Annotated in this window: 15 protein-coding genes and 2 pseudogenes; 4 read left to right on the top strand and 13 right to left on the bottom strand. The window is 40.0% G+C overall.

The genetic code is table 11. The features are described from left to right. The first annotated feature begins 23 nt into the window (after positions 1-23). A complete protein-coding gene (gene dapC, locus HLH18_RS14180) occupies positions 24-1,193 on the top strand; it encodes a succinyldiaminopimelate transaminase (protein ID WP_131286447.1) in 1,170 nt (389 codons plus the stop codon). 98 nt (positions 1,194-1,291) lie between these two features. Here dapC and HLH18_RS14175 read toward each other — a convergent pair whose 3' ends face one another. Then, positions 1,292-1,774, bottom strand: a complete 483-nt coding sequence (locus tag HLH18_RS14175; RefSeq protein WP_131286449.1) for a glutathione peroxidase — start codon at positions 1,772-1,774, stop codon at positions 1,292-1,294. Continuing rightward, the gene (msrB, locus tag HLH18_RS14170) at positions 1,771-2,190 is read right to left on the bottom strand and encodes a peptide-methionine (R)-S-oxide reductase MsrB (RefSeq protein ID WP_131286451.1); all 420 of its coding nucleotides are present in this window, start codon (positions 2,188-2,190) and stop codon (positions 1,771-1,773) included. The genes HLH18_RS14175 and msrB overlap by 4 nt, the downstream gene beginning before the upstream one ends. 229 nt (positions 2,191-2,419) lie before the next feature. Between msrB and HLH18_RS14165 the strand changes: the two genes are divergently transcribed. Then, positions 2,420-3,850: a pyridoxal phosphate-dependent aminotransferase gene (locus HLH18_RS14165; RefSeq protein WP_171547347.1), complete on the top strand. Its 1,431-nt coding sequence runs from the start codon at positions 2,420-2,422 to the stop codon at positions 3,848-3,850. A 54-nt stretch (positions 3,851-3,904) separates the two neighbouring features. On the opposite strand, the gene HLH18_RS14160 is transcribed toward HLH18_RS14165, so the two are convergent. Continuing rightward, a complete protein-coding gene (locus tag HLH18_RS14160) occupies positions 3,905-5,881 on the bottom strand; it encodes an acyltransferase family protein (protein ID WP_171547346.1) in 1,977 nt (658 codons plus the stop codon). Positions 5,882-6,113: 232 nt separating this feature from the next. Between HLH18_RS14160 and HLH18_RS14155 the strand changes: the two genes are divergently transcribed. Continuing rightward, positions 6,114-7,295 carry a YbfB/YjiJ family MFS transporter gene (locus HLH18_RS14155; protein WP_171547345.1) on the top strand — a complete coding sequence of 394 codons (1,182 nt, stop codon included), beginning with the start codon at positions 6,114-6,116 and terminating at the stop codon, positions 7,293-7,295. 55 nt (positions 7,296-7,350) lie between these two features. Here the strand turns inward: HLH18_RS14155 and HLH18_RS14150 are convergent, their stop codons facing one another. The 7 genes and pseudogenes from HLH18_RS14150 to uvrB form a co-directional block, all read right to left on the bottom strand. Beyond that, positions 7,351-7,824: a M23 family metallopeptidase gene (locus HLH18_RS14150; protein ID WP_502708147.1), complete on the bottom strand. Its 474-nt coding sequence runs from the start codon at positions 7,822-7,824 to the stop codon at positions 7,351-7,353. Between the two features lie 121 nt (positions 7,825-7,945). After that, a pseudogene (locus HLH18_RS14145) lies at positions 7,946-8,692 on the bottom strand (IS5 family transposase). Between the two features lie 428 nt (positions 8,693-9,120). After that, positions 9,121-9,495 carry a winged helix-turn-helix transcriptional regulator gene (locus HLH18_RS14140; RefSeq protein ID WP_171547343.1) on the bottom strand — a complete coding sequence of 125 codons (375 nt, stop codon included), beginning with the start codon at positions 9,493-9,495 and terminating at the stop codon, positions 9,121-9,123. A gap of 394 nt (positions 9,496-9,889) precedes the next feature. Then, entirely contained in the window at positions 9,890-11,347 is a 1,458-nt protein-coding gene (locus HLH18_RS14135; protein WP_171547342.1) for a glyceraldehyde-3-phosphate dehydrogenase, read from the bottom strand. A gap of 259 nt (positions 11,348-11,606) precedes the next feature. After that, positions 11,607-12,536: an EamA family transporter RarD gene (rarD, locus tag HLH18_RS14130; RefSeq protein ID WP_171547341.1), complete on the bottom strand. Its 930-nt coding sequence runs from the start codon at positions 12,534-12,536 to the stop codon at positions 11,607-11,609. Positions 12,537-12,669: 133 nt separating this feature from the next. After that, positions 12,670-13,257: a lipocalin family protein gene (locus HLH18_RS14125; protein ID WP_171547340.1), complete on the bottom strand. Its 588-nt coding sequence runs from the start codon at positions 13,255-13,257 to the stop codon at positions 12,670-12,672. Positions 13,258-13,382: 125 nt separating this feature from the next. Then, positions 13,383-15,407 (bottom strand): excinuclease ABC subunit UvrB, encoded by a 2,025-nt coding sequence (gene uvrB / locus HLH18_RS14120; protein WP_171547371.1) that lies wholly within the window; start codon positions 15,405-15,407, stop codon positions 13,383-13,385. Positions 15,408-15,627: 220 nt separating this feature from the next. On the opposite strand from uvrB, the pseudogene HLH18_RS16160 reads away from it, so the two are divergent. Next, a pseudogene (locus tag HLH18_RS16160) lies at positions 15,628-15,918 on the top strand (IS982 family transposase); the annotation flags it as partial. 193 nt (positions 15,919-16,111) lie between these two features. Here the strand turns inward: HLH18_RS16160 and proB are convergent. From proB to icd, 3 genes are all read right to left on the bottom strand, one after another. Continuing rightward, the gene (proB, locus tag HLH18_RS14115) at positions 16,112-17,245 is read right to left on the bottom strand and encodes a glutamate 5-kinase (RefSeq protein ID WP_171547339.1); all 1,134 of its coding nucleotides are present in this window, start codon (positions 17,243-17,245) and stop codon (positions 16,112-16,114) included. Positions 17,246-17,273: 28 nt separating this feature from the next. After that, on the bottom strand, positions 17,274-18,494 hold the full coding sequence (cgtA, locus tag HLH18_RS14110) for an Obg family GTPase CgtA (RefSeq protein WP_131286853.1): 1,221 nt from the start codon (positions 18,492-18,494) through the stop codon (positions 17,274-17,276). 263 nt (positions 18,495-18,757) lie between these two features. Then, positions 18,758-20,011, bottom strand: a complete 1,254-nt coding sequence (gene icd, locus HLH18_RS14105; protein WP_171547338.1) for an NADP-dependent isocitrate dehydrogenase — start codon at positions 20,009-20,011, stop codon at positions 18,758-18,760. Positions 20,012-20,063 lie beyond the last annotated feature (52 nt).

Genomic DNA, 20,063 nt, shown 5'->3' with positions numbered 1-20,063 from the left:
TTAAATTAAGCGGTACCGATTTCATGAACTCAAGTTTGTCATTATTGCATCCCTATCCTTTTGAAAAGTTAAATAAACTTTTTCAGGATATTCAACCTGCCGATTTACCACTCATTCCATTATCGATTGGTGAACCGAAGCATCCTGCGCCAGAGTTTGTAAAACAAGCAATTATTGACAACTTTAAGCATTTATCGACTTACCCGAACAGCAAAGGTTTACCAGAACTCCGCCAAAGCATTGCCAACTGGCTGACACGTCGTTTCAAGCTGAACAGCATTAGTGCTGAAACTAATGTTCTTCCTGTATCAGGAACACGTGAAGCGATCTTCTCTTTTGTTCAAGCTTTAGTGAACCGTGAAGATGCACCTTATGTGGTGATGCCAAATCCGTTTTATCAAATTTACGAAGGTGCGACTTTACTGGCAGGTGCAAAACCGTACTTCATTAACTGTACGGAAGAAAACAATTACCTCGGTGATTTTGATGCGGTTCCTGCCGAAGTCTGGGAAAAAACAGCCTTACTGTTTGTCTGCACACCGGGCAACCCAACCGGTGCGGTATTGTCTAAAGAACAGTTCAAGAAATTGATTGAACTTTCAGACAAATACGACTTTGTCATTGCATCGGATGAATGTTATTCAGAACTTTGGTTTGATGAAGCACCCGTGGGCTTACTTGAAGTTTGTGCTGAAATTGGACGTGACGACTACAAAAACTGTGTCGTGTTCCACTCACTTTCTAAACGCTCAAACTTACCGGGTATGCGTTCAGGTTTTGTCGCTGGTGATGCAGCCTTACTTAAGCCTTATCTTCAATACCGTACCTATCACGGTGCAGCGATGCCGGTTCAACATCAGCTGGCGTCTATTGCCGCTTGGGACGATGAAGAACATGTTGAAGAAAACCGTAAACTTTATCGTGCCAAATTTGAACTGTTCCAAAAAGAGCTCGGTCACTTATTGCCACTGAAAAAACCGGATGCAGGTTTTTATTACTGGTTAAAAGTAGACAATGATGAAGCTTTTGCCAAAATGCTGATGGAAAAAGCACATATTAAAGTGCTTCCTGGACGTTACTTGTCTCGTGATACCGAACAAGGCAATCCGGGTGAAAACCATGTCCGTTTAGCATTGGTCGCAGATATTGCGCAGTGTGAGGAAGCCATTCAGCGTTTAAAAGCGATCTTATAAATACCTACTCATTTAAAAAATCTAAACAGCATTTTTTAGATAAATTTAGGGCGATCAATTGATCGCCCTATTTTACTTTAGTCAGTAATTACTTTTGACTACTTTGCCAAAGCAGCTTCAACTTCACTTTCCATATCTTCAGGTTTGGTGGTCGGTGCAAAACGATTTAACACTTTGCCATCTTTACCAATCAAGAACTTGGTGAAATTCCATTTGATCCCGTTTCCGAGTATTCCTTTACTGTTATTGGTCAAATAACGGAATAAAATGTGCGCTTCTGGGCCTTTAACATCGACCTTTGAAAACATGGGAAATGTTACGCCATAATTTTTTTGGCAGTAAGCCCCGATTTGTTCATTGGATCCAGGATCTTGTCCGCCAAACTGGTTACAGGGAAATCCCAAAACCTCCAAACCTTGATCTTTGTATTTCTCATACAACTTTTCAAGACCTGCAAACTGGGGGGTAAAACCGCATTTACTGGCAGTATTTACAATCAATAAAACTTTGCCTTCATAATCAGCAAATGATTTATTTTTTCCATCTAACAACTCAGCCTCAAACTGATAAATGTTGGTCATGGATAGGTTTCCTCGTCATTTTTTTCTTGTGTTTTTAATTCTAATGAAGCTGAATTTACGCAATAGCGTAACCCTGTTGGCTGTGGACCATCTTCAAAAACATGGCCTAAATGTGCATCACAATGATGACAAACAATTTCTGTTCTCACCATACCGTGTGTCGTATCGGTATGTTCTTCAATTGCAGAATTATTTAAGGCTTTATAGAAACTTGGCCAACCACAGCCACTATCGTATTTTGTTTCTGAGCTAAATAACGGCTCACCACAACAACGGCAGACATAAGTACCATCTTGTTTTGTGTTCCAGTATTTACCTGTAAATGCAGGCTCTGTTCCCTTTTGACGTGTAATACGGAACTCTTCAGGTGATAACTCTCTTTGCCATTCTCGGTCTGATTTATTGAGTTTTCCCATGGCTACGTACCTTCTTCCTTGCTATTTAAAATAAAATAATCCTATATTTACGTCATTCATATTTAAATTTCTAGTCTTTAGTTAACATTTTACAAAAGACCTATAATTTACCTAAAAAAGCAAAAAGTAAGCAAAGTTTAAAAATAGAGTGAGCAATTTATTTAAGAAATGCTTTTTTGTGAGCAAATTTAGTGTTACTCTTTGTCATAAGCTTGCTCAGGATTAAAAAATGTCGCAAAAAAAGAGCGTTATTTTTAAAAATTTGCTTCCTGTGATTAAACAGTATCAACAGGCAGGATTTACGCACGAAAAAATTGTTGCTTTACTTCGGGATGAACACAATCTTGATTTAGTAACAACTGAGACATTTAAAAGTTATTTATATCGTTATGCAAAAGTGACCTCCACTCCTTCCGAGAACATCAAAATGCCGAACACTCTCCAAACCCCTCGCGAAATTAAGAAATCGTCTAAGCTCGATCATGTATGCTACGACATTCGCGGACCTGTGTTACGAGCGGCCAATGAAATGGAAGAAGCCGGTCACAAAATTATTAAACTTAATATCGGTAATCCCGCCTCATTCGGCTTTGAAGCGCCACAAGAAATTATTAATGATGTGGCTTTAAACTTACCCAATGCCGTAGGTTATACAGACTCGAAAGGGATTTTCCCTGCGCGTAAAGCGATTTGTCAGTATTACCAGCAAAAAGGCATTTTGGATATGCAGGTCAATGATGTGTATATCGGTAATGGCGTGTCTGAACTGATTGTCATGGCAATGCAAGGCTTGCTGGATGATGGCGATGAAATGCTGGTTCCAATGCCAGATTATCCATTATGGACAGCTGCGGTAAACTTGTCTGGTGGTACAGCGATTCACTATAAATGTGATGAAGAAAACTACTGGTATCCAGACATTGCGGATATGGAAAGTAAAATCACGCCAAATACCCGTGGTATCGTGATTATCAATCCGAATAACCCAACGGGTGCGGTTTATCCACGTCATGTATTGCAACAAATTGTCGATCTGGCAAAAAAATATGACCTGATTTTATTTGCAGATGAAATTTACGACAAAATTATTTATGACGGCATTGAACATGTCGCTGTAGCTGCACTTGCGGGTGATCAACTTTGTATCTCGTTTAATGGTTTGTCTAAAGCCTATCGAATTGCGGGTTTCCGTTCAGGTTGGATGGCCATTACTGGTGATAAATCACGTGCACTGGACTACATTGAAGGTTTAGACATGTTGGCATCTATGCGTCTTTGTGCCAACCATCAAGCGCAATATGCGATTCAAACCGCTTTAGGCGGTTATCAGTCTATTAATGACTTAATTCGTCCGGGTGGTCGTTTATATGAACAACGCAACATCGCTTGGGAAATGTTGAATGAAATTCCGGGTGTATCTTGTGTAAAACCTGAAGGTGCGATGTACTGTTTCCCTAAATTGGATCCGGAAATTTATCCAATTCAGGATGATGAAAAATTCATGCTCGACTTGTTGCGTGCTGAAAAAGTTTTACTGGTTCAAGGGACTGGTTTCAACTGGCCTACTCCTGATCATTTCCGTGTGGTGTTCTTGCCTGCTGAAAATGAACTACGTGAAGCGATTACCCGTTTAGGCCGTTTCCTAGCAAAAATGCGTTAATTTCTGAAATATAAAAAAACCGCGTGATCTCACGCGGTTTTTTTATGCCTGTTTTTAATCTTTAAGCGGATTGCCATAGTGTTTTAAATATTCAATACCCAATTGCCGAGAGCCTTGATTATTAATATGGTTGGTATCTTTATTCCGGTATAAAGGCACATCATCAATACTGATTCTACATACCTGCTGATTACAGATAACCTTGGTCGGGTCAATAATTTTCAAGTCAGGGTATTTCAGTTTGGCTTCAGCCACAATTCGATTAAATTTCAGAAGCTGTTGCTCATAATTCCGTCTAGAAACAGTACATTGAGCATGGGTGTTTAATATTTCATTGCGAAGATTACAATCTGCTGGTACCCCGTCCCGATCTAAGCGAGGTACATCATTAAGCAAAATCACTTGATCACTGGACTGATAGGCAATTTTCAAAGCTTTCATAAATCCAGTTTTGAATATTTCTTCATTGGAATGATGAATACCATCTTCCAGTTTCACCTCAGGACCAAAATACGGTACATATGAACCCGCTAAAATAATCACTGGATAATGTGTTTTTGCAAGATGAGCGGTAATCGCATCATTTCTTAATTTAAATTCGCTCAGCTCTTCCCAATCATTGAAATTGGCATCCAGACGCTGTACACCGGGTAAATAGAAGGTTGAACTTTGCGTGACGTCATAGCCGCGTAAATTCGCATCTTTAGCCCATATATCCAGCATTGCGGTATAAGAATTGGCATGAGAATCACCGATCAATAAAAAATCTATTTTGGGTTTAGCATTACCCAAGACACAATCATTCGGATCAGGTAAAGCTTCCGGGTCCTCAATATCCATACATTTATTGCGAATGATATGGGCAAATGAATTAAGTGCCGCTTGCTTGTTATAGACAGACTCAGGAAATCTATCTGGAAAGCCTTTATTGATATTGATGGTCTTGGCAAGGGTAATAAAAATCATGGCGGGCACGAGAAAACCGATGATAATCACTTTGTAATTCGCTGCCATCACAAAACGTTTGGTTGGTTTTTCTACGAATTTATAGGTTAAAAATGCCAATATGATGGACAACAGTACAATCACCGCCTGATTTTCTGCGTTTAATGGCTGCATATAAATGCCGAATAACACAATAATGGGCCAGTGCCATAAATACAAAGGATAAGAAATTCTCCCGATCCAGGTACTCAAGCGATTGCTCAGTAACACATTACTGGAGGGTGAAGATTGCCCCAGATAAATGATGAATGCTGTCGCCAAACACGGGATAAGCGCCATTACGCCTGGAAATGGAGTTTGCTTATCGAAGTAGATGGCTGCTGTAAACAATACGATTAAAGCCATCCAAACCAGACTTTGCAGTAATTTTTTCGGCAGTTTGAGCTGTGGCAAAAAACCAATCAATGCACCAATGAGCAGCTCAAAGGCACGTACGGGCATACTGTAGTAGGCTTGCTCTGCATTTTGAGTCAATTTATGCTGTGCATACACCATTAAAGTCACGATTAATGTAGTGAGGATCGCCCACATATATTTTCGTGGTACCTTTCGAACAAACAACCATAACAATAAAGGCCAAAAAATATAGAACTGCTCTTCCACCCCAAGCGACCATAAATGCAATAAAGGAATACCCTCAACACTTTGGCTAAAGTAATCCCCCACCTCATTGCGCATATAGATATTTGCCATGAGCAAGGTTGCGTACATGACACTATCAAAATATTGAGTCAATTCACCCGGTAGCATCACCTGCCAGGCAATTACGCTCACAACACTGAGTACGGTAAAATAAGCCGGTGCTAAACGCACCACACGCTTCTTGTAAAATCGTGCGACAGAAAATCGTTTCGATTGAATCTCATGCGTTAAAATGATGGTAATTAAATAACCTGAAATCACAAAAAAGACATCGACACCAATATATCCTCCAGAAAAGAAAGATAATCCGATATGGTTAAAAATCACCAATAAAACGGCGATAGCCCTTAAGCCATCAATATCAGCGCGATATGAGAAATTCATAATTTAGGATAAACACAATAACTTATTCAGATTGTAGGCCTTTATGCAGAAAACTCAATTTGCAAAGTAAAGGGTTATATGTCAGCCAATTCTATAAGAGCAGTCTTAAATATTACTTAATGACTCGAACATTGATGTTTTTGTAGCGTTTGTAAGTTCTGATCCTATTCATTGTTGGAGACTCATGCTATTTATTGAGACGAATCAATAATAAATAGCTGCGAGTGCATGGATGTCCTCAAACAATATCAAGCTCAGTCTGTTTTTATGCCTCAGTATGTGCTTAGGGATTGGTATTTTACGTTTTTCCTATACCGCGCTGTTACCCAGCACACGTGAATCATTTGACTGGAGCGTAGGTTTTGCCAGTCTTTTAGGGAGTGCAAATTTACTCGGTTATCTGATGGGCGCTTTTGCAGCCATGCGACTGCCCCAAAACAAAAGCATGACCCTATACATCCAGATTGCCGCAATCGCCGGCATGTTCAGTTTAATGTGCTGTGCTTTTACCAATTTTCCTCAGGCTTGGTATATCTTCTGGCGTGTGATTTCAGGAATCAGCGGTGGTCTACTAATGATTCTATCGCCTAGTGTGGTTGCGCAGTACTGTGATATTCAGGATCGCTTTAAAATTAATTTTATTGGTTTTAGTGGAATTGGTCTTGGGGTTTTATTGGCAACACTTTTCTTGCCTTATCTGGATCAAATTTCGATACAAACAGCCTGGCTGATTCTATGTGGCTTCGCGCTGATGATCTGTGTGTGCTTAAGTATTTTACTGCAACAATTTAAGCATCATTTGTCGGTGCAAACCATTGTGACCACCAGTAAAGTTACGTTGAATACGCTTTTTTATAGCTTGCTGGTTGTGTATGCCTGCAGTGCATTCGCCTATATTCCACATTCATTGTTCTGGATTGACTATCTCAGTCATGAACTGGGGCTGAATCTATTCTGGATCAATTTTAACTGGATTCTTTATGGCTTAGGCAGCGCTTTGGGGGCTTTTACTGCCTACCTTTTAGCCAGAAAATTCGGTAACCTGACTGCTCTTAAAATACTTTATAGTCTGTATATCCTGGCGATTTTTATTGCCACATTAAACACCAGTCCACTTCTGACTTTTACCTCATCCTTTTTTACCGGCCTGCTGAATCCGGCAGTCGTGTTTTTGACCTCTTATACGATTCTACAACTCTATGCTTTGGCGTATAAAAAACTCTGGAGTATTGCGACACTGTGTTTTGCATCTGTTCAGCTGATTGGCGGTTTAAGTTTTAGTACATTGCAGCATTTCGGTGTGACCTATCATCAACAGTTTCTATTGGCTTCTTTTGTATTATTACTCGGAACGCTGCAACTCGCATGGCATACACGCTCAAAGCACTACAAGCGAACCGAACAAACACCTTAAGTTTTAAATATTTTTATGAGGATGGGGCTAAATATGGATAAGGATTTACAACTCCCTATCCATTCAAATAGATGCCATAATGCAAGTGTGGCGGGGTATTTTTAGCATTACCGGTATTGCCCACATAACCGATGACTTCCCCGGCTTCAACCCAGTCGCCTTTTTGAATCTGGTCAGCATAATCATCCAAATGGGCATAATAATGTCGGCTTAAATCTGGACCGATCATCCAGACCACTTTCCCACCCAAATTATTGGTTCCGACTTGCAAGACAATGCCTTGAGTTGTGATTCGTACAGGTGTTCCTCGTTTGGCAAAAATATCGACACCTTCATGTTTGCGCCCTTCACTCCGTGCTGCACCCCAGGTATCTTGGATTTGTCGAGGTTTAATATTTTCAACCGGCATTGCAAGTTGTGCAGGCAAGTCCATGTGTTGTAATTGCATATATAAAATGGGGTAACGCATGCCTGCTGCTTCACCTGATGGTGGTGGCTGACAGCCTGAAAACAGTATCAATGTAATCATTAAACTCAGGCAGGAAATCTTTGTGAACATTTTTCGATGCTGATGCATTAATTTCAAGAATTAAAGTGATTGAATCAATTCCATCTTAAAATTTTAAAATATATTAGGGTCTGTTGACATTTCATAATGGTAACCAAATAAGATACAGACTAAAGCAACTGAGTTTTCGTAGTTCTGCTTTAGCTTATCGTAACGAGTTGCAATACCTCTGAATTGTTTTAATCTTGCAAATGTGTTTTCAACTCAGTGTCTGATTTTATATAAATACTAATCCATATGTTAATTACTGGATTTAGAATTAGATTTCTTGGGAATATTCGCTTTAGTTTGAGTATTCTTGATTTTTTCTCTGAGTGATGCTGAATCATAGCCTTTATCTGCACACAATATTTCAGTTTCTTTGAAATCCAAACAGTCAATTAAATCAGGTGCAACTTTCACATCATGAGTTGTGCCATCACCAATGATAAATTCGATAGGGGGTTTCCATTTGCATCCACGGCTAAGTGAATTTTAGAGCTATTCCACCAATGCTCTTGGAAATAGCTTGATCTTTGATTCCTGTCGCATGTTGATGTGCCCGAACATGACTAGCATCAATAAATACCCATTCTAAATCTGCATGATGTGATAATAATTTAAATATTTCTAATATTTTACTATCTTTACACTAACGAGTGAACTTCTTAAAAGTCGAGTTTGGCTTACAGAAGAAGTCAGGTAAATCACGCCAAGGACACCCAGTTCGAATCCGATAAAGAATAGTCTCAATAAAATTTCAAAGATTGTGTTTGAGGTAAATACCAAAATTATGGACAATAGATTTCAGCTTTAACCTGTGTTGATCAGTTAGCATTGTACGAGGCATAGCGAGAAGTAAATTTGGTTTTGCGATTGAATTTTACTTTCTCGCTATTTTTGAACAGCAAATGTCAACACACCTTAGTAATCCCATTATTACAAAGCAATAATCCAAGTTTATTTTCTAATTCATTAATTTTACTGATTAGACTATTAATATGATGAAGCTCATCCTCAGACATTTTAGATAGCAATTCTGCTTGTTTCTGTTCTCTCCAATTTGTGTAAGTCATTAATACAGCTATAGGCGAAAATATAGTTACAGACCAAATTAAAAAATTTGTTGCTAAAGTAATATCCACTTCTAACTAAAAGTTTAAATATCGCATATATCGCAATACATAAAGCCAAAATAATGGCATAGACTGCCAATAAAGTAACAACTAAATTTTCTTCTTTTTTTCACTCATTGTTCTCATGCAGCAATCTTATGGTTTATTTCATCAATCTATCTTTATTTTCTAAAATTTCAGGCAAATTTCGTTCAATCCAACCAATGAGTATTGTCATTTTTTCAGCTGCCTGCGCACCCAGAATAGTTAGCTGATATTCCACTTTAGGCGGTACAACCGGATAAACCGTACGAATCAGAAAACCATCTTTTTCCAATACTTTTAAAGTTTGCACCAGCATTTTTTCACTCACCCCTTCTATGCGCTGTTTTAACTCGCTAAAACGATGCACACCATCACTTAAACAGCGTAAAACTAACACAGACCATTTGGTGGTTAAGTGTTCCAATATTTCACGTGAAGGGCATTGATTAGATAAAACTTGTCCAAGTAAATGACTGGTTGCGTAGGTGCTCATCCATGTTCTCCAATTTTATTCTTAACTTACTTTTATATATATACTTACCTTAAGCAAGCCACTATAACAAGATAAGTTATTCAAGTATATAAAACCATCAATTTACCGTTTTTTAGAATAAAAATTATGAGACATAAGACTTAAAGAAGGCTTGGTTAACAAAAAATGTGATTATTTTAAAATGATTGAATGAATCAAATTTCATAAAGCAAACTCAAAACCGCATCTGTCCAGATCACAAAGCCTCCTAATGACTATTTGAAAGAAAAGTCATATTTTTTCAAAAGCGAATGGAGTTAATTTAAATGAGAAAACTTAGATAACAGCTCAATTTTTAACTTTAGAAAACAAAAAAAAGAGCCTCAAATGAGACTCTTTTTTACTACTTTACAAATTATGCATTTGTTTCAGCAGGAACTTTTGGATAGCTTACGCCACACATTTGTTCAGCAATACGTAATACTTGGCAGCTATAACCCACTTCGTTATCGTACCAAACATACGCTGTTAAACGATTACCTGAAGTGATTGTTGCTTGCGCATCAAATACACCTGCAGTACGTGAACCGATAAAGTCAGAAGATACAACCTCAGTCGAATTTGTATAACCGATTTGACCTTGAAGGCTTGAATTGATTGAGATTTGACGAATGTATTCATTCACTTCTTCACGATCAACTTCTTTCTCAAGTGTTAAGTTAAGAATAGCAAGTGATACGTTTGGAGTAGGAACGCGTACAGAGTTACCAGTCAACTTGCCTTTAAGCGCAGGAAGTGCTTTAGCAACTGCTTTCGCAGCACCAGTTTCAGTAATTACCATGTTCAAAGTCGCAGCACGACCACGGCGATCTGCCTTGTGGTAGTTGTCGATCAAGTTTTGGTCATTTGTGAAAGAGTGAACAGTTTCAACGTGGCCATTAAGCACTTTGTATTTGTCATCTAACACTTTTAATACTGGCGTAATTGCATTTGTTGTGCAGCTAGCAGCAGAAATGATTTTGTCTTCATCTAAAATGTCAGTATGGTTTACGCCATAAACCACATTTTTCATTTCACCTTTACTTGGAGCAGTCAATACCACACGAGCAACGCCTGGGCATTTCAAGTGTTCAGCAAGACCTTCAGCATCACGCCATTTACCTGTGTTATCAATCACTAAAGCGTTATTGATACCAAAAGCTGTGTAATCCACTTCGCTTGGGCTTGAAGCGTAAATGACTTTAATGAAATTACCGTTAGCAATGATTGCTTCGTTTTCTTCATCTACAGAAATTGTGCCTGCAAATGGACCGTGAATTGAGTCACGACGAAGTAAAGAGGCACGTTTTTCCAAATCACCGTCAGATGATTTACGAACAACGATTGCTTTAAGGCTTAAACCACGACCAAGACCTGATTGACCAATGATCAAGCGTGCAAGGATACGACCGATACGACCGAAACCGTAAAGAACCACATCTTTAGGTTCAACAGTTGCAGGATTGCCTTCTAAAGATTTAACAGCATCTGCAACAAATGCATCGATGTCGCCGCCTTTTTCTTTAAATTTAACTGCAAGTTTACCTAGATCGATTTCAGCAGAACCAATTTTCTCAACTTTAGCCAATGCTTCTAGAATTGGGAAAGTGTTAACCACAGAAAGTTCAACATCCATCACACGGGTACGACGGTGTGCTTTTAAAATCTGGATTACTGAACGGTTAACTAAAGAACGACCAAATACCGAAGTCACGATATTTTTTTCACGATACAACTGACCAATTAAGGCAATCATATGCTCCGCGATTTCTTCACGGTTTTTCCAGCGACCTTGGTGATCTGCATGTAGGGCGATGATAGTCTCTTTGCTCACAGATACGTCCTCTAATTAATTGTATATCTAGGCATAAATTTCAAAACCCGGCAATTGTAAAGGAATTGTCGGCAAGTTTGAATCAAAAGCTGATTTTGTCTGGCACATTTTGCTATATATTCATTATAAATTGACAAAATAGTTGTAATTATTTTTATGATTTTCATATTGAAAGCTATAGACCACCACATTTCAGACCAAAACAATAAATTCGGTTCAAATGTTGCTTTATCAGACAAAATTCAAAAGCAGAGACCGCTTACTTTAAGTGATCTTGATAATTTTCCAGATTTTGAGCTAATGACTTTTGCTTCCGCTGTTGCTTGATCAAATGAATTGAACCTTCGACGACCAGAAGTAACACTGCCAACCAGATGGGAATATAAGTCAACCATTCTGCCGATTCCACCCTTTCACCTAAAGCAATGGATGCAAAGGCAAGTAATACCGGTTCTAAATAGCTTAACAATCCAAATATAACAAAAGGCAAATAACGACTCGCCAGAATATAACTTCCCAGTCCCAAAGCACTTAAAAAGCCTAATCCCAAAACAGCCCAGATTAAGTGCGGAAATTGCCCAATCAAAGCAAAAGAATCGCTATACACAGTCGCTAAATAAATAGCGACCGGCAGGATTAAAAATAAATCCCACCAAAAACCACCCAAGTGGTCGGTTTTAAAAGCACGTCTTAAAAAGAAATAAATAGGATAGGCAACGGCAACATATACCGTTTCCCAGGCAATACTGCCAATCCGCCACAATTCATGCCCCACCCCTATACTGGCAAAAATCACCGCAGCGATTTGCCATTTGGACAATTTTTCTTTGTAAAGCACACAACCAATGAGCACCATCACCAAGGGTAACAGGAAATACCCCAAAGACACTTCCAAACCACGCCCATTAATCGGTCCCCACAAGAACAACCAAAGCTGTGTGGTACATAATACTGAACTAATCATCAGCCAGATTAAAAAAGTCGGTTGCTTGAAAATCCGTTTAAAAATTTCTGCGATATGTTTTAAATCACCGGTCCACCACATAAATAAAGTGAGAAATGGCAGTGTGGCTAACATACGCCAGGCAAATGTCTGTTCGCTATCTAAAGGTTTTAAGAATTGGGTATAGAAATACAAAACCCCAAAAGTGACTGATGCCAATACAGACAAAGCTACGCCTTTATACATCTTTCATCTCTGGATTGATCTCGGCTGCATTATAAACATTACATACCAATAAAACTTAATCATTCATCCTTCAAATTGACCATCCAATAAAAAACCATGCCGAAGCATGGTTTGATCAATCAATCTTTTAAGATTACTTTTGAGTTTGTTTGGTATGAATCACATCACTAATGTCATAACCTATCGATTGGGCATAATCCAGATATTCTTTTACTACAGCTTGATCCGGTTGTGCTGAACGAGACAGTACCCAAAGATATCTGCGACGTGGCTCACCGACCAATACCGTTTGATAAGCATCGTCAATTTTTAGAATCCAGTAATCTCCACGTCCTACCGGTAACCAGCGAACAGATTCCGGCAAAAAGCTGACTTTCAACTTGGTATTAAATGGCGCATTTTGAATAAACGCCTCACCAATAGACTGGTTTAATTGTCCATCTTTAGTATAGCAACGGTTATCCACCCCAATATTGCCATTTTCATTTAAGGTATAAGTGGCAGATACATCACGATCACACTTATTTTGGAAGTACATCGGCTTACGGGCAACTTCATACCAAACACCGAGATATTTATCCAATTCAACTTCTTCAACAGTGTGTAAAGGCTTGTTTTGTGCATAAGCCATGGTTGCCATACCCAAGCCAATGAGCACAACTCCACCGACAGCAATCTTAGCCAGTTTAAAGCCGGCTTTAGGAAGATCATTCGTTGTCATAAAGCTACCTTTCCAGTCAAAATTTAAGATTTATAAAAATCAATATCCATTTAAAAATAACCATTCCAACTGGGTGATACTGTAGTGTTATGTAATGATTTTGCAGTAAAAAATTACCTATCCAGCTAACTTAACAGCTGTGCTTTTAAACGGACAATCTCATCACGCAGTCGTGCCGCCTGTTCAAACTGCAATTCTTTTGATGCTTTCAACATCTCTTTTTCCAGTTTGGACATGTGCTTCGCCAGCAACTTAGGATCGGCCAGAATATGACGGTCATCTGCACTTAAAGCACGTGCTTGATCCGAAATTTTTTCATCAATTTGATCATCAGTCAGTACTTCACCGGTATCAATATCTTTATTGTTTTGACGTTTGGTACTGCGCGGCGTAATCCCATGCAGCGTATTAAATTCGATCTGCTTGGCACGACGTCGATCCGTTTCATCAATCGCTTTTCGCATGGAGTCGGTGATGCGGTCAGCATAAAGAATCGCTTTACCTTTTACATTACGCGCTGCACGACCAATGGTCTGAATCAGTGAGCGTTCAGAACGCAAAAAGCCCTCTTTGTCTGCATCTAAAATCGCTACCAAAGATACTTCTGGCATATCCAGACCTTCACGTAACAGGTTAATGCCGACAAGCACATCATGCACACCCGAACGTAGGTCATGAATAATCTTCACCCGCTCTACCGTATCGATATCTGAATGCAAATAAGCGACTTTCACCCCATATTCTTTTAAATATGAAGTTAAATCTTCCGCCATACGCTTGGTTAGCGTAGTCACCAATACACGTTCATCCAAATCTTTACGCAGATTGATTTCTGAAAGCACATCATCGACTTGGGTCAAAACTGGACGAATTTCGATTTCAGGATCGACCAGCCCGGTTGGACGAACCACCTGCTCGGCAATTTGCTCGGATTTTTCCAGCTCATATTTTGCCGGGGTTGCGCTGACATAAATCGTGGTCGGAATAATGCGCTCCCACTCCTCAAATTGCATTGGACGGTTATCCAGTGCACTGGGTAAACGGAAACCATAATTGACCAGGTTTTCTTTACGCGAACGGTCACCTTTATACATCGCACCAATTTGTGGAACGGTGACATGCGATTCATCAATAATCAGTAAAGCATCGTCAGGGATATAATCGAATAAAGTTGGAGGAGCCTCACCCGATGGACGACCAGACAAATGACGTGAATAGTTTTCAATACCGTTGGTATAGCCCAACTGCTGCATCATTTCCAAATCGTAACGGGTACGCTGTTCAATACGTTGTGCTTCAAGCAATTTGTCATGCTCGCGAAAGAAAACTAAACGCTCTTTCAGTTCTTCACGAATGGTACCGATGGCGCGCTGCAAGTTGTCTTTTGGAGTGACATAATGACTTTTAGGATAAATCGTGACACGCGGTACTTTACGCACCATTTTCCCGGTTAATGGATCAAACCAGCGAATCGAATCAACTTCATCGTCAAACAGTTCGATACGAATTGCATCTTGATCCGATTCGGCCGGGAAAATATCCATAATTTCACCGCGAATACGATAGGTACCACGTAAAAATTCCAGTTCATTACGGGTATATTGCATTTCAACCAGACGACGAATAATGTCATCTCGACTGATTCGATCGCCCTGTACAATATGCAGCAACATGCTCATATAGGCGTTTGGATCACCCAAACCATAAATCGCAGAAACCGAAGCCACAATAATGGCATCACGACGCTCTAATAATGCACGGGTTGCTGAAAGGCGCATCTGATCAATATGATCATTAATGGCAGAATCTTTTTCGATAAAGGTATCGGAAGATGGAACATAGGCTTCTGGCTGATAGTAGTCGTAATAACTGACAAAATACTCAACCGCATTATTCGGGAAAAATGACTTAAATTCACCATACAACTGTGCAGCCAAGGTTTTATTGTGCGCCATGACAATGGTTGGACGTTGAGTCTGAGCAATCACATTCGCCATGGTATAGGTTTTCCCCGAACCTGTTACCCCTAATAGCAACTGATCGTGATAGCCTTTTTCAATACCACTGACCAGTTTCTCAATGGCTTGTGGCTGATCACCAGCGGGTTGATAGCTGGTCACTAATTCAAAAGGTTGCTGACTATCCTGCATAGTATCCATCTTCAACGACATAACATTCATAGTATGAGGGCTAAAAACCAACATGCAACATCACCCCCCCTATATTTCTGTATTTTGCTGATTCAGTACAGTTCGTTCAGGTTGATCTATTTACTTAACCCAAATCTCGAATAAGAAATTGACTTAAAAAATAAGAGGACTAGAGCCATCAGTTGAGTTACTACACAAAACTCACAACTCTAGTCCTTATATTTATAGTACCGAATTATTCTGTGTAGTTGACGATTTCTTTCTAAAGTTTGAGCCCATTTACTGGAAGTTTCTCAAACAGCATCATCACTGTATAAAAATTCGAACTACTCAGCTGAGCCTTTCAGAAATTATTTTTATTGATATTTAGTATAAATTATTACATTTCAATAATTTCAAAGCATTTTTCACATCATTAAAACAAGATAAAAGTCATTTATTTAAAAGTCGGTCTTGTTACCCGCACATGATCCATTTGATGAATAGCCATCAACTTGCTTTATATGCCTTATTTTGTCTCCGGTTGTGAATCATTCAGGTTTAAAATATGGAATCATTACCCGGCAAAACTGATGTCTTAAGTAATGTGGATATATTAAAAGTTGTTTAATTCACTGATTCAGCGTGGCTTTATTAAATAAAGCTTTTAAGGATAAAACATAAAAAATCCCGCTCTTAAGCGGGATTTTTTAATACGTAAATTCTTAGTAGATCGCCATATGATTGCGATGAATCATTTCTAAAGAACGTGCTTCACCTAAAACCTGATGCACTTTATCCGAAGACAAACCCTTCACAATTTCAGCTGAACGCGAACTAAAGTTGACACGACCCACAGCTACACGGCCACCATGTGAATCGACACATTCAACCACATCGCCACGTTCAAAATGACCTTCCACCGCTTTCACCCCAACAGGCAATAAACTGCGATGGTTTTCTTTAATGGCTTTCACTGCGCCATCATCCAAAACTAAACGGCCTGCAGTTTGCAGATGCGCAGCCAACCATTGCTGATGTGCAGTAATACGGTCATTATCCGTAATAAACAATGTTCCAAGCAATTCACCAGACATTAAGCGCGCAAGCACATTGTCGCTTTCGCCACTGGCGATCAGGGTTGGACAACCTGATTTCGCTGCCAAGCGTGCCGCACGAACTTTGGTCAACATACCACCACGACCAAATTTTCCGCCACCACCTGCCATATCAAACAGACTTTCATCCAAAGCACGAACCGTATGGAACAGTTTTGCATTTGGATTAGAACGTGGGTCAGAGTCAAACATGCCTTGCTGATCGGTTAAGATAATCAACAAATCTGCATGAACCTGACCTGCGACCATAGCGGCCAAGGTATCGTTATCACCGAAGCGAATTTCGTCAGTCGATACCGTGTCATTTTCATTAATAACAGGAATCACATGCCAGTCAATTAAATGCTGCAAAGCATCGCAAGAGTTCAAATAACGACGACGGTCTGCCAGGTCATCATGAGTCAGTAAAACTTGAGCCGTTTGAATAGAATGATTTTCTAATACACTAGACCAGGTTTGAATCAAGCCCATTTGACCAATAGCAGCACATGCCTGAAGACTCGGTAAATCAGTGGGTCGATTCGACAATTTCATACGAACCATACCTTCAGCCACAGCACCTGAAGACACAAGAATGATCTCGTGTCCTGCATTGTGTAGATCCGCAATTTGTTGCGCCCAATGCGAAATTGCATCCAAATCTAAACCTTGCCCATTTGCCGTGAGTAAAGATGATCCGATTTTAACAACGATTCGTTTACAACCCTTGAGCTGACGTTGCCCATCTACCACTTCTATCATCTTGTCCTCAGTACTCTATCCTAAGAGCTTAACGTACGTAAAACACTTCCATTTCGCCATCATCACCGTCGTTATCATCTTCATCATCATCTTCTGCCAATAGACCGGCAAGACGTTGTTGACGACGCATTTCACGATAAGCTTCTTTCGCTGCGATGGTTTGTTCACGTGTCTCAGCTTCAAGCTGATCACGGAATGCTTTCATTTCTGCTGCATATTCAGGATCTTCAACTTCGCGTTCACGTTGTTGTTCAATTTGATCCATCAGGTAATAAACAACTTCTTTGGTTCCTTCCGACATTAAGCCAGAAGTTTGGAATACCGGACCTTCCCACTTCATTTCTTCCAGAAGATGTTTACACCATTCTTCTTTGGTGTCCTGATCGAGTTGGTCAACCTTGTTCAGCACCAGTACCACTGGCAATTTAGCAAGGGTTGGAGAGAATTTTTTCAACTCATTCAAAATTGCCTTGGCATTGTGCACCGGGTCTGAACCGTCAATCGGCTGTACATCAACAATGTGCAACAGAATACGGGTACGGGCCAAATGTTTAAGGAAACGAATACCCAGACCTGCACCTTCAGAGGCACCTTCAATCAGTCCAGGAATATCGGCCATCACAAATGAACGGTGACGGTCGGCATCTACCACACCCAGGTTTGGAACCATGGTAGTAAATGGATAATCTGCAACTTTAGGTTTTGCTGCCGATACTGCACGAATAAATGTCGATTTACCTGCATTTGGCATACCGAGCAAACCAACATCCGCAAGAACTTTAAGCTCTAAACGAATTTCACGGTATTCACCTTTGGTACCTGTTGTGCACTTACGTGGTGAACGGTTAGTCGATGATTTAAAGTGGGTATTACCCAAACCACCTTCACCACCCGCTGCAACCATCACACGTTGACCATCAGCAACCAAGTCACCGATAATATCGCCTGATTCTGTATCGACAATTGTTGTTCCTACTGGAACCTTTAATATGGTGTCTTCACCGCCACGGCCTGAGCAGTTCGCACCACGACCGTTTTTAGCACGTTCTGCACGGAATCTGCGTGTATAACGATAATCTACAAGTGTGCTTGTGTCGTTATCGGCTTCAACATAGATGTTACCGCCACGTCCACCATCACCACCATCTGGACCACCAAATGGTACGAATTTTTCACGGCGAAAACTGGCTACGCCATTGCCACCGTCGCCAGCCTCTACGGTAATGACTGCTTCATCAACAAAGCGCATGCTGCCAATCCTCTAAATACTTTAAAACCGCATATTCTGCCATATTTTACAAAATTTCTCGAATAGTATTATTCAGCTTATGCTAAATATCTTTCAATCCAAGTTCTCCAAGCCTTTAAAAGCAATATATTCAAATAATTTATGCAAGAGATTTTATTTCATCTTAAAATTTTAAATATATTAAATTAAACATGCTTTCTGTAAAAACAAAAAAACCCGCAACGAATGGCAGGTTTTTCTAACACAAGGTTTCAGTCCCAGACTTATTCCATATTGTTAATGACTGCTTGACCAAATTCCGAACAACGTAACAAAGTCGCGTCAGGCATTAAACGCTCGAAATCATAAGTGACCGTTTTTGCAGTAATCGCACCAGAAACACCTTTAATGATCAAGTCGGCTGCTTCAGTCCAGCCCATGTCACGCAGCATCATTTCAGCAGAAAGGATGATTGAACCTGGGTTTACTTTGTCTTGACCTGCATATTTAGGCGCAGTACCGTGAGTGGCTTCGTACATCTGGATTGCACCACCAATGTTTGCACCAGGCGCAATACCGATACCGCCAACTTCAGCTGCAAGCGCATCAGAAATGTAGTCACCGTTCAAGTTAAGCGTCGCGATCACTGAATATTCAGAAGGACGCATCAGGATTTGTTGCAGGAACGCATCAGCAATCACATCTTTAATGATGATGTCTTTGCCGTTTTTAGGGTTCTTGATAGTCACCCATGGACCACCGTCCAAAAGTTCGCCACCAAAACGCTCAAGCGCAACTTCGTAACCCCATTCTTTGAACGCACCTTCGGTATACTTCATGATGTTGCCTTTGTGAACGAGAGTCACGCTAGGCTTGTCATTGTCGATTGCAAACTGAATGGCTTTACGAACCAGACGTTGCGTCCCTTCTTTAGATACCGGTTTAATACCAATGCCACAATTTTCTTCGAAACGGATTTTAGTCACACCCATTTCTTCTTTCAGGAATTTGATGACTTTTTTAGCTTCAGGTGAATCCGCTTTCCATTCAATCCCTGCATAGATATCTTCAGAGTTTTCACGAAAAATCACCATATCAGTCAGTTCAGGATGTTGAACTGGAGAAGGAACACCTTCGAACCAACGCACTGGACGCACACAGACGTAAAGGTCTAATTCTTGGCGTAAAGCGACATTGAGAGAACGAATGCCACCACCAACAGGAGTCGTTAATGGACCTTTGATAGAAACGACAAACTCGCGAAGCGCTTCGAACGTTTCTTCTGGCATGTAAGTACCATAGATTTTATCTGCTTTTTCACCGCAGTAAACTTCCATCCATTCGATCGAACGTTTGCCAGCGTAAGCTTTTTGAACTGCAGCATCTACCACTGCTTTCATTGTTGGTGTAATATCCACACCAATACCGTCGCCTTCAATGAAAGGAATGATAGGATTGTTAGGAACATTCAGTGACAAGTCTGCATTTACGGTAATTTTGCTACCATCCACAGGCACAACAATCTTTTGATAACCCATTGTACTCGTTCTCCCTATTGTTATTCTATCTGGCGAATCTAAAAAATAATTG

Origin of the sequence: Acinetobacter sp. ANC 5414, assembly GCF_013004295.1 — a bacterium.
In the GTDB taxonomy this organism is placed as follows: Bacteria; Pseudomonadota; Gammaproteobacteria; order Pseudomonadales; family Moraxellaceae; genus Acinetobacter.
The sequence above is the reverse complement of the archived record's forward strand: the minus strand, read 5'-3'. Positions and strand labels throughout refer to the sequence as shown.

Coding starts and splice junctions, on each gene's coding strand:
- dapC (WP_131286447.1), top strand. CDS start 24: ATGAACTCAAGTTTGTCATTATTGCATCCCTATCCTTTTGAAAAGTTA.
- HLH18_RS14175 (WP_131286449.1), bottom strand. CDS start 1,774: ATGACCAACATTTATCAGTTTGAGGCTGAGTTGTTAGATGGAAAAAAT.
- msrB (WP_131286451.1), bottom strand. CDS start 2,190: ATGGGAAAACTCAATAAATCAGACCGAGAATGGCAAAGAGAGTTATCA.
- HLH18_RS14165 (WP_171547347.1), top strand. CDS start 2,420: ATGTCGCAAAAAAAGAGCGTTATTTTTAAAAATTTGCTTCCTGTGATT.
- HLH18_RS14160 (WP_171547346.1), bottom strand. CDS start 5,881: ATGAATTTCTCATATCGCGCTGATATTGATGGCTTAAGGGCTATCGCC.
- HLH18_RS14155 (WP_171547345.1), top strand. CDS start 6,114: ATGTCCTCAAACAATATCAAGCTCAGTCTGTTTTTATGCCTCAGTATG.
- HLH18_RS14150 (WP_502708147.1), bottom strand. CDS start 7,824: ATGATTACATTGATACTGTTTTCAGGCTGTCAGCCACCACCATCAGGT.
- HLH18_RS14140 (WP_171547343.1), bottom strand. CDS start 9,495: ATGAGCACCTACGCAACCAGTCATTTACTTGGACAAGTTTTATCTAAT.
- rarD (WP_171547341.1), bottom strand. CDS start 12,536: ATGTATAAAGGCGTAGCTTTGTCTGTATTGGCATCAGTCACTTTTGGG.
- HLH18_RS14125 (WP_171547340.1), bottom strand. CDS start 13,257: ATGACAACGAATGATCTTCCTAAAGCCGGCTTTAAACTGGCTAAGATT.
- uvrB (WP_171547371.1), bottom strand. CDS start 15,407: ATGCAGGATAGTCAGCAACCTTTTGAATTAGTGACCAGCTATCAACCC.
- proB (WP_171547339.1), bottom strand. CDS start 17,245: ATGATAGAAGTGGTAGATGGGCAACGTCAGCTCAAGGGTTGTAAACGA.
- cgtA (WP_131286853.1), bottom strand. CDS start 18,494: ATGCGCTTTGTTGATGAAGCAGTCATTACCGTAGAGGCTGGCGACGGT.
- icd (WP_171547338.1), bottom strand. CDS start 20,011: ATGGGTTATCAAAAGATTGTTGTGCCTGTGGATGGTAGCAAAATTACC.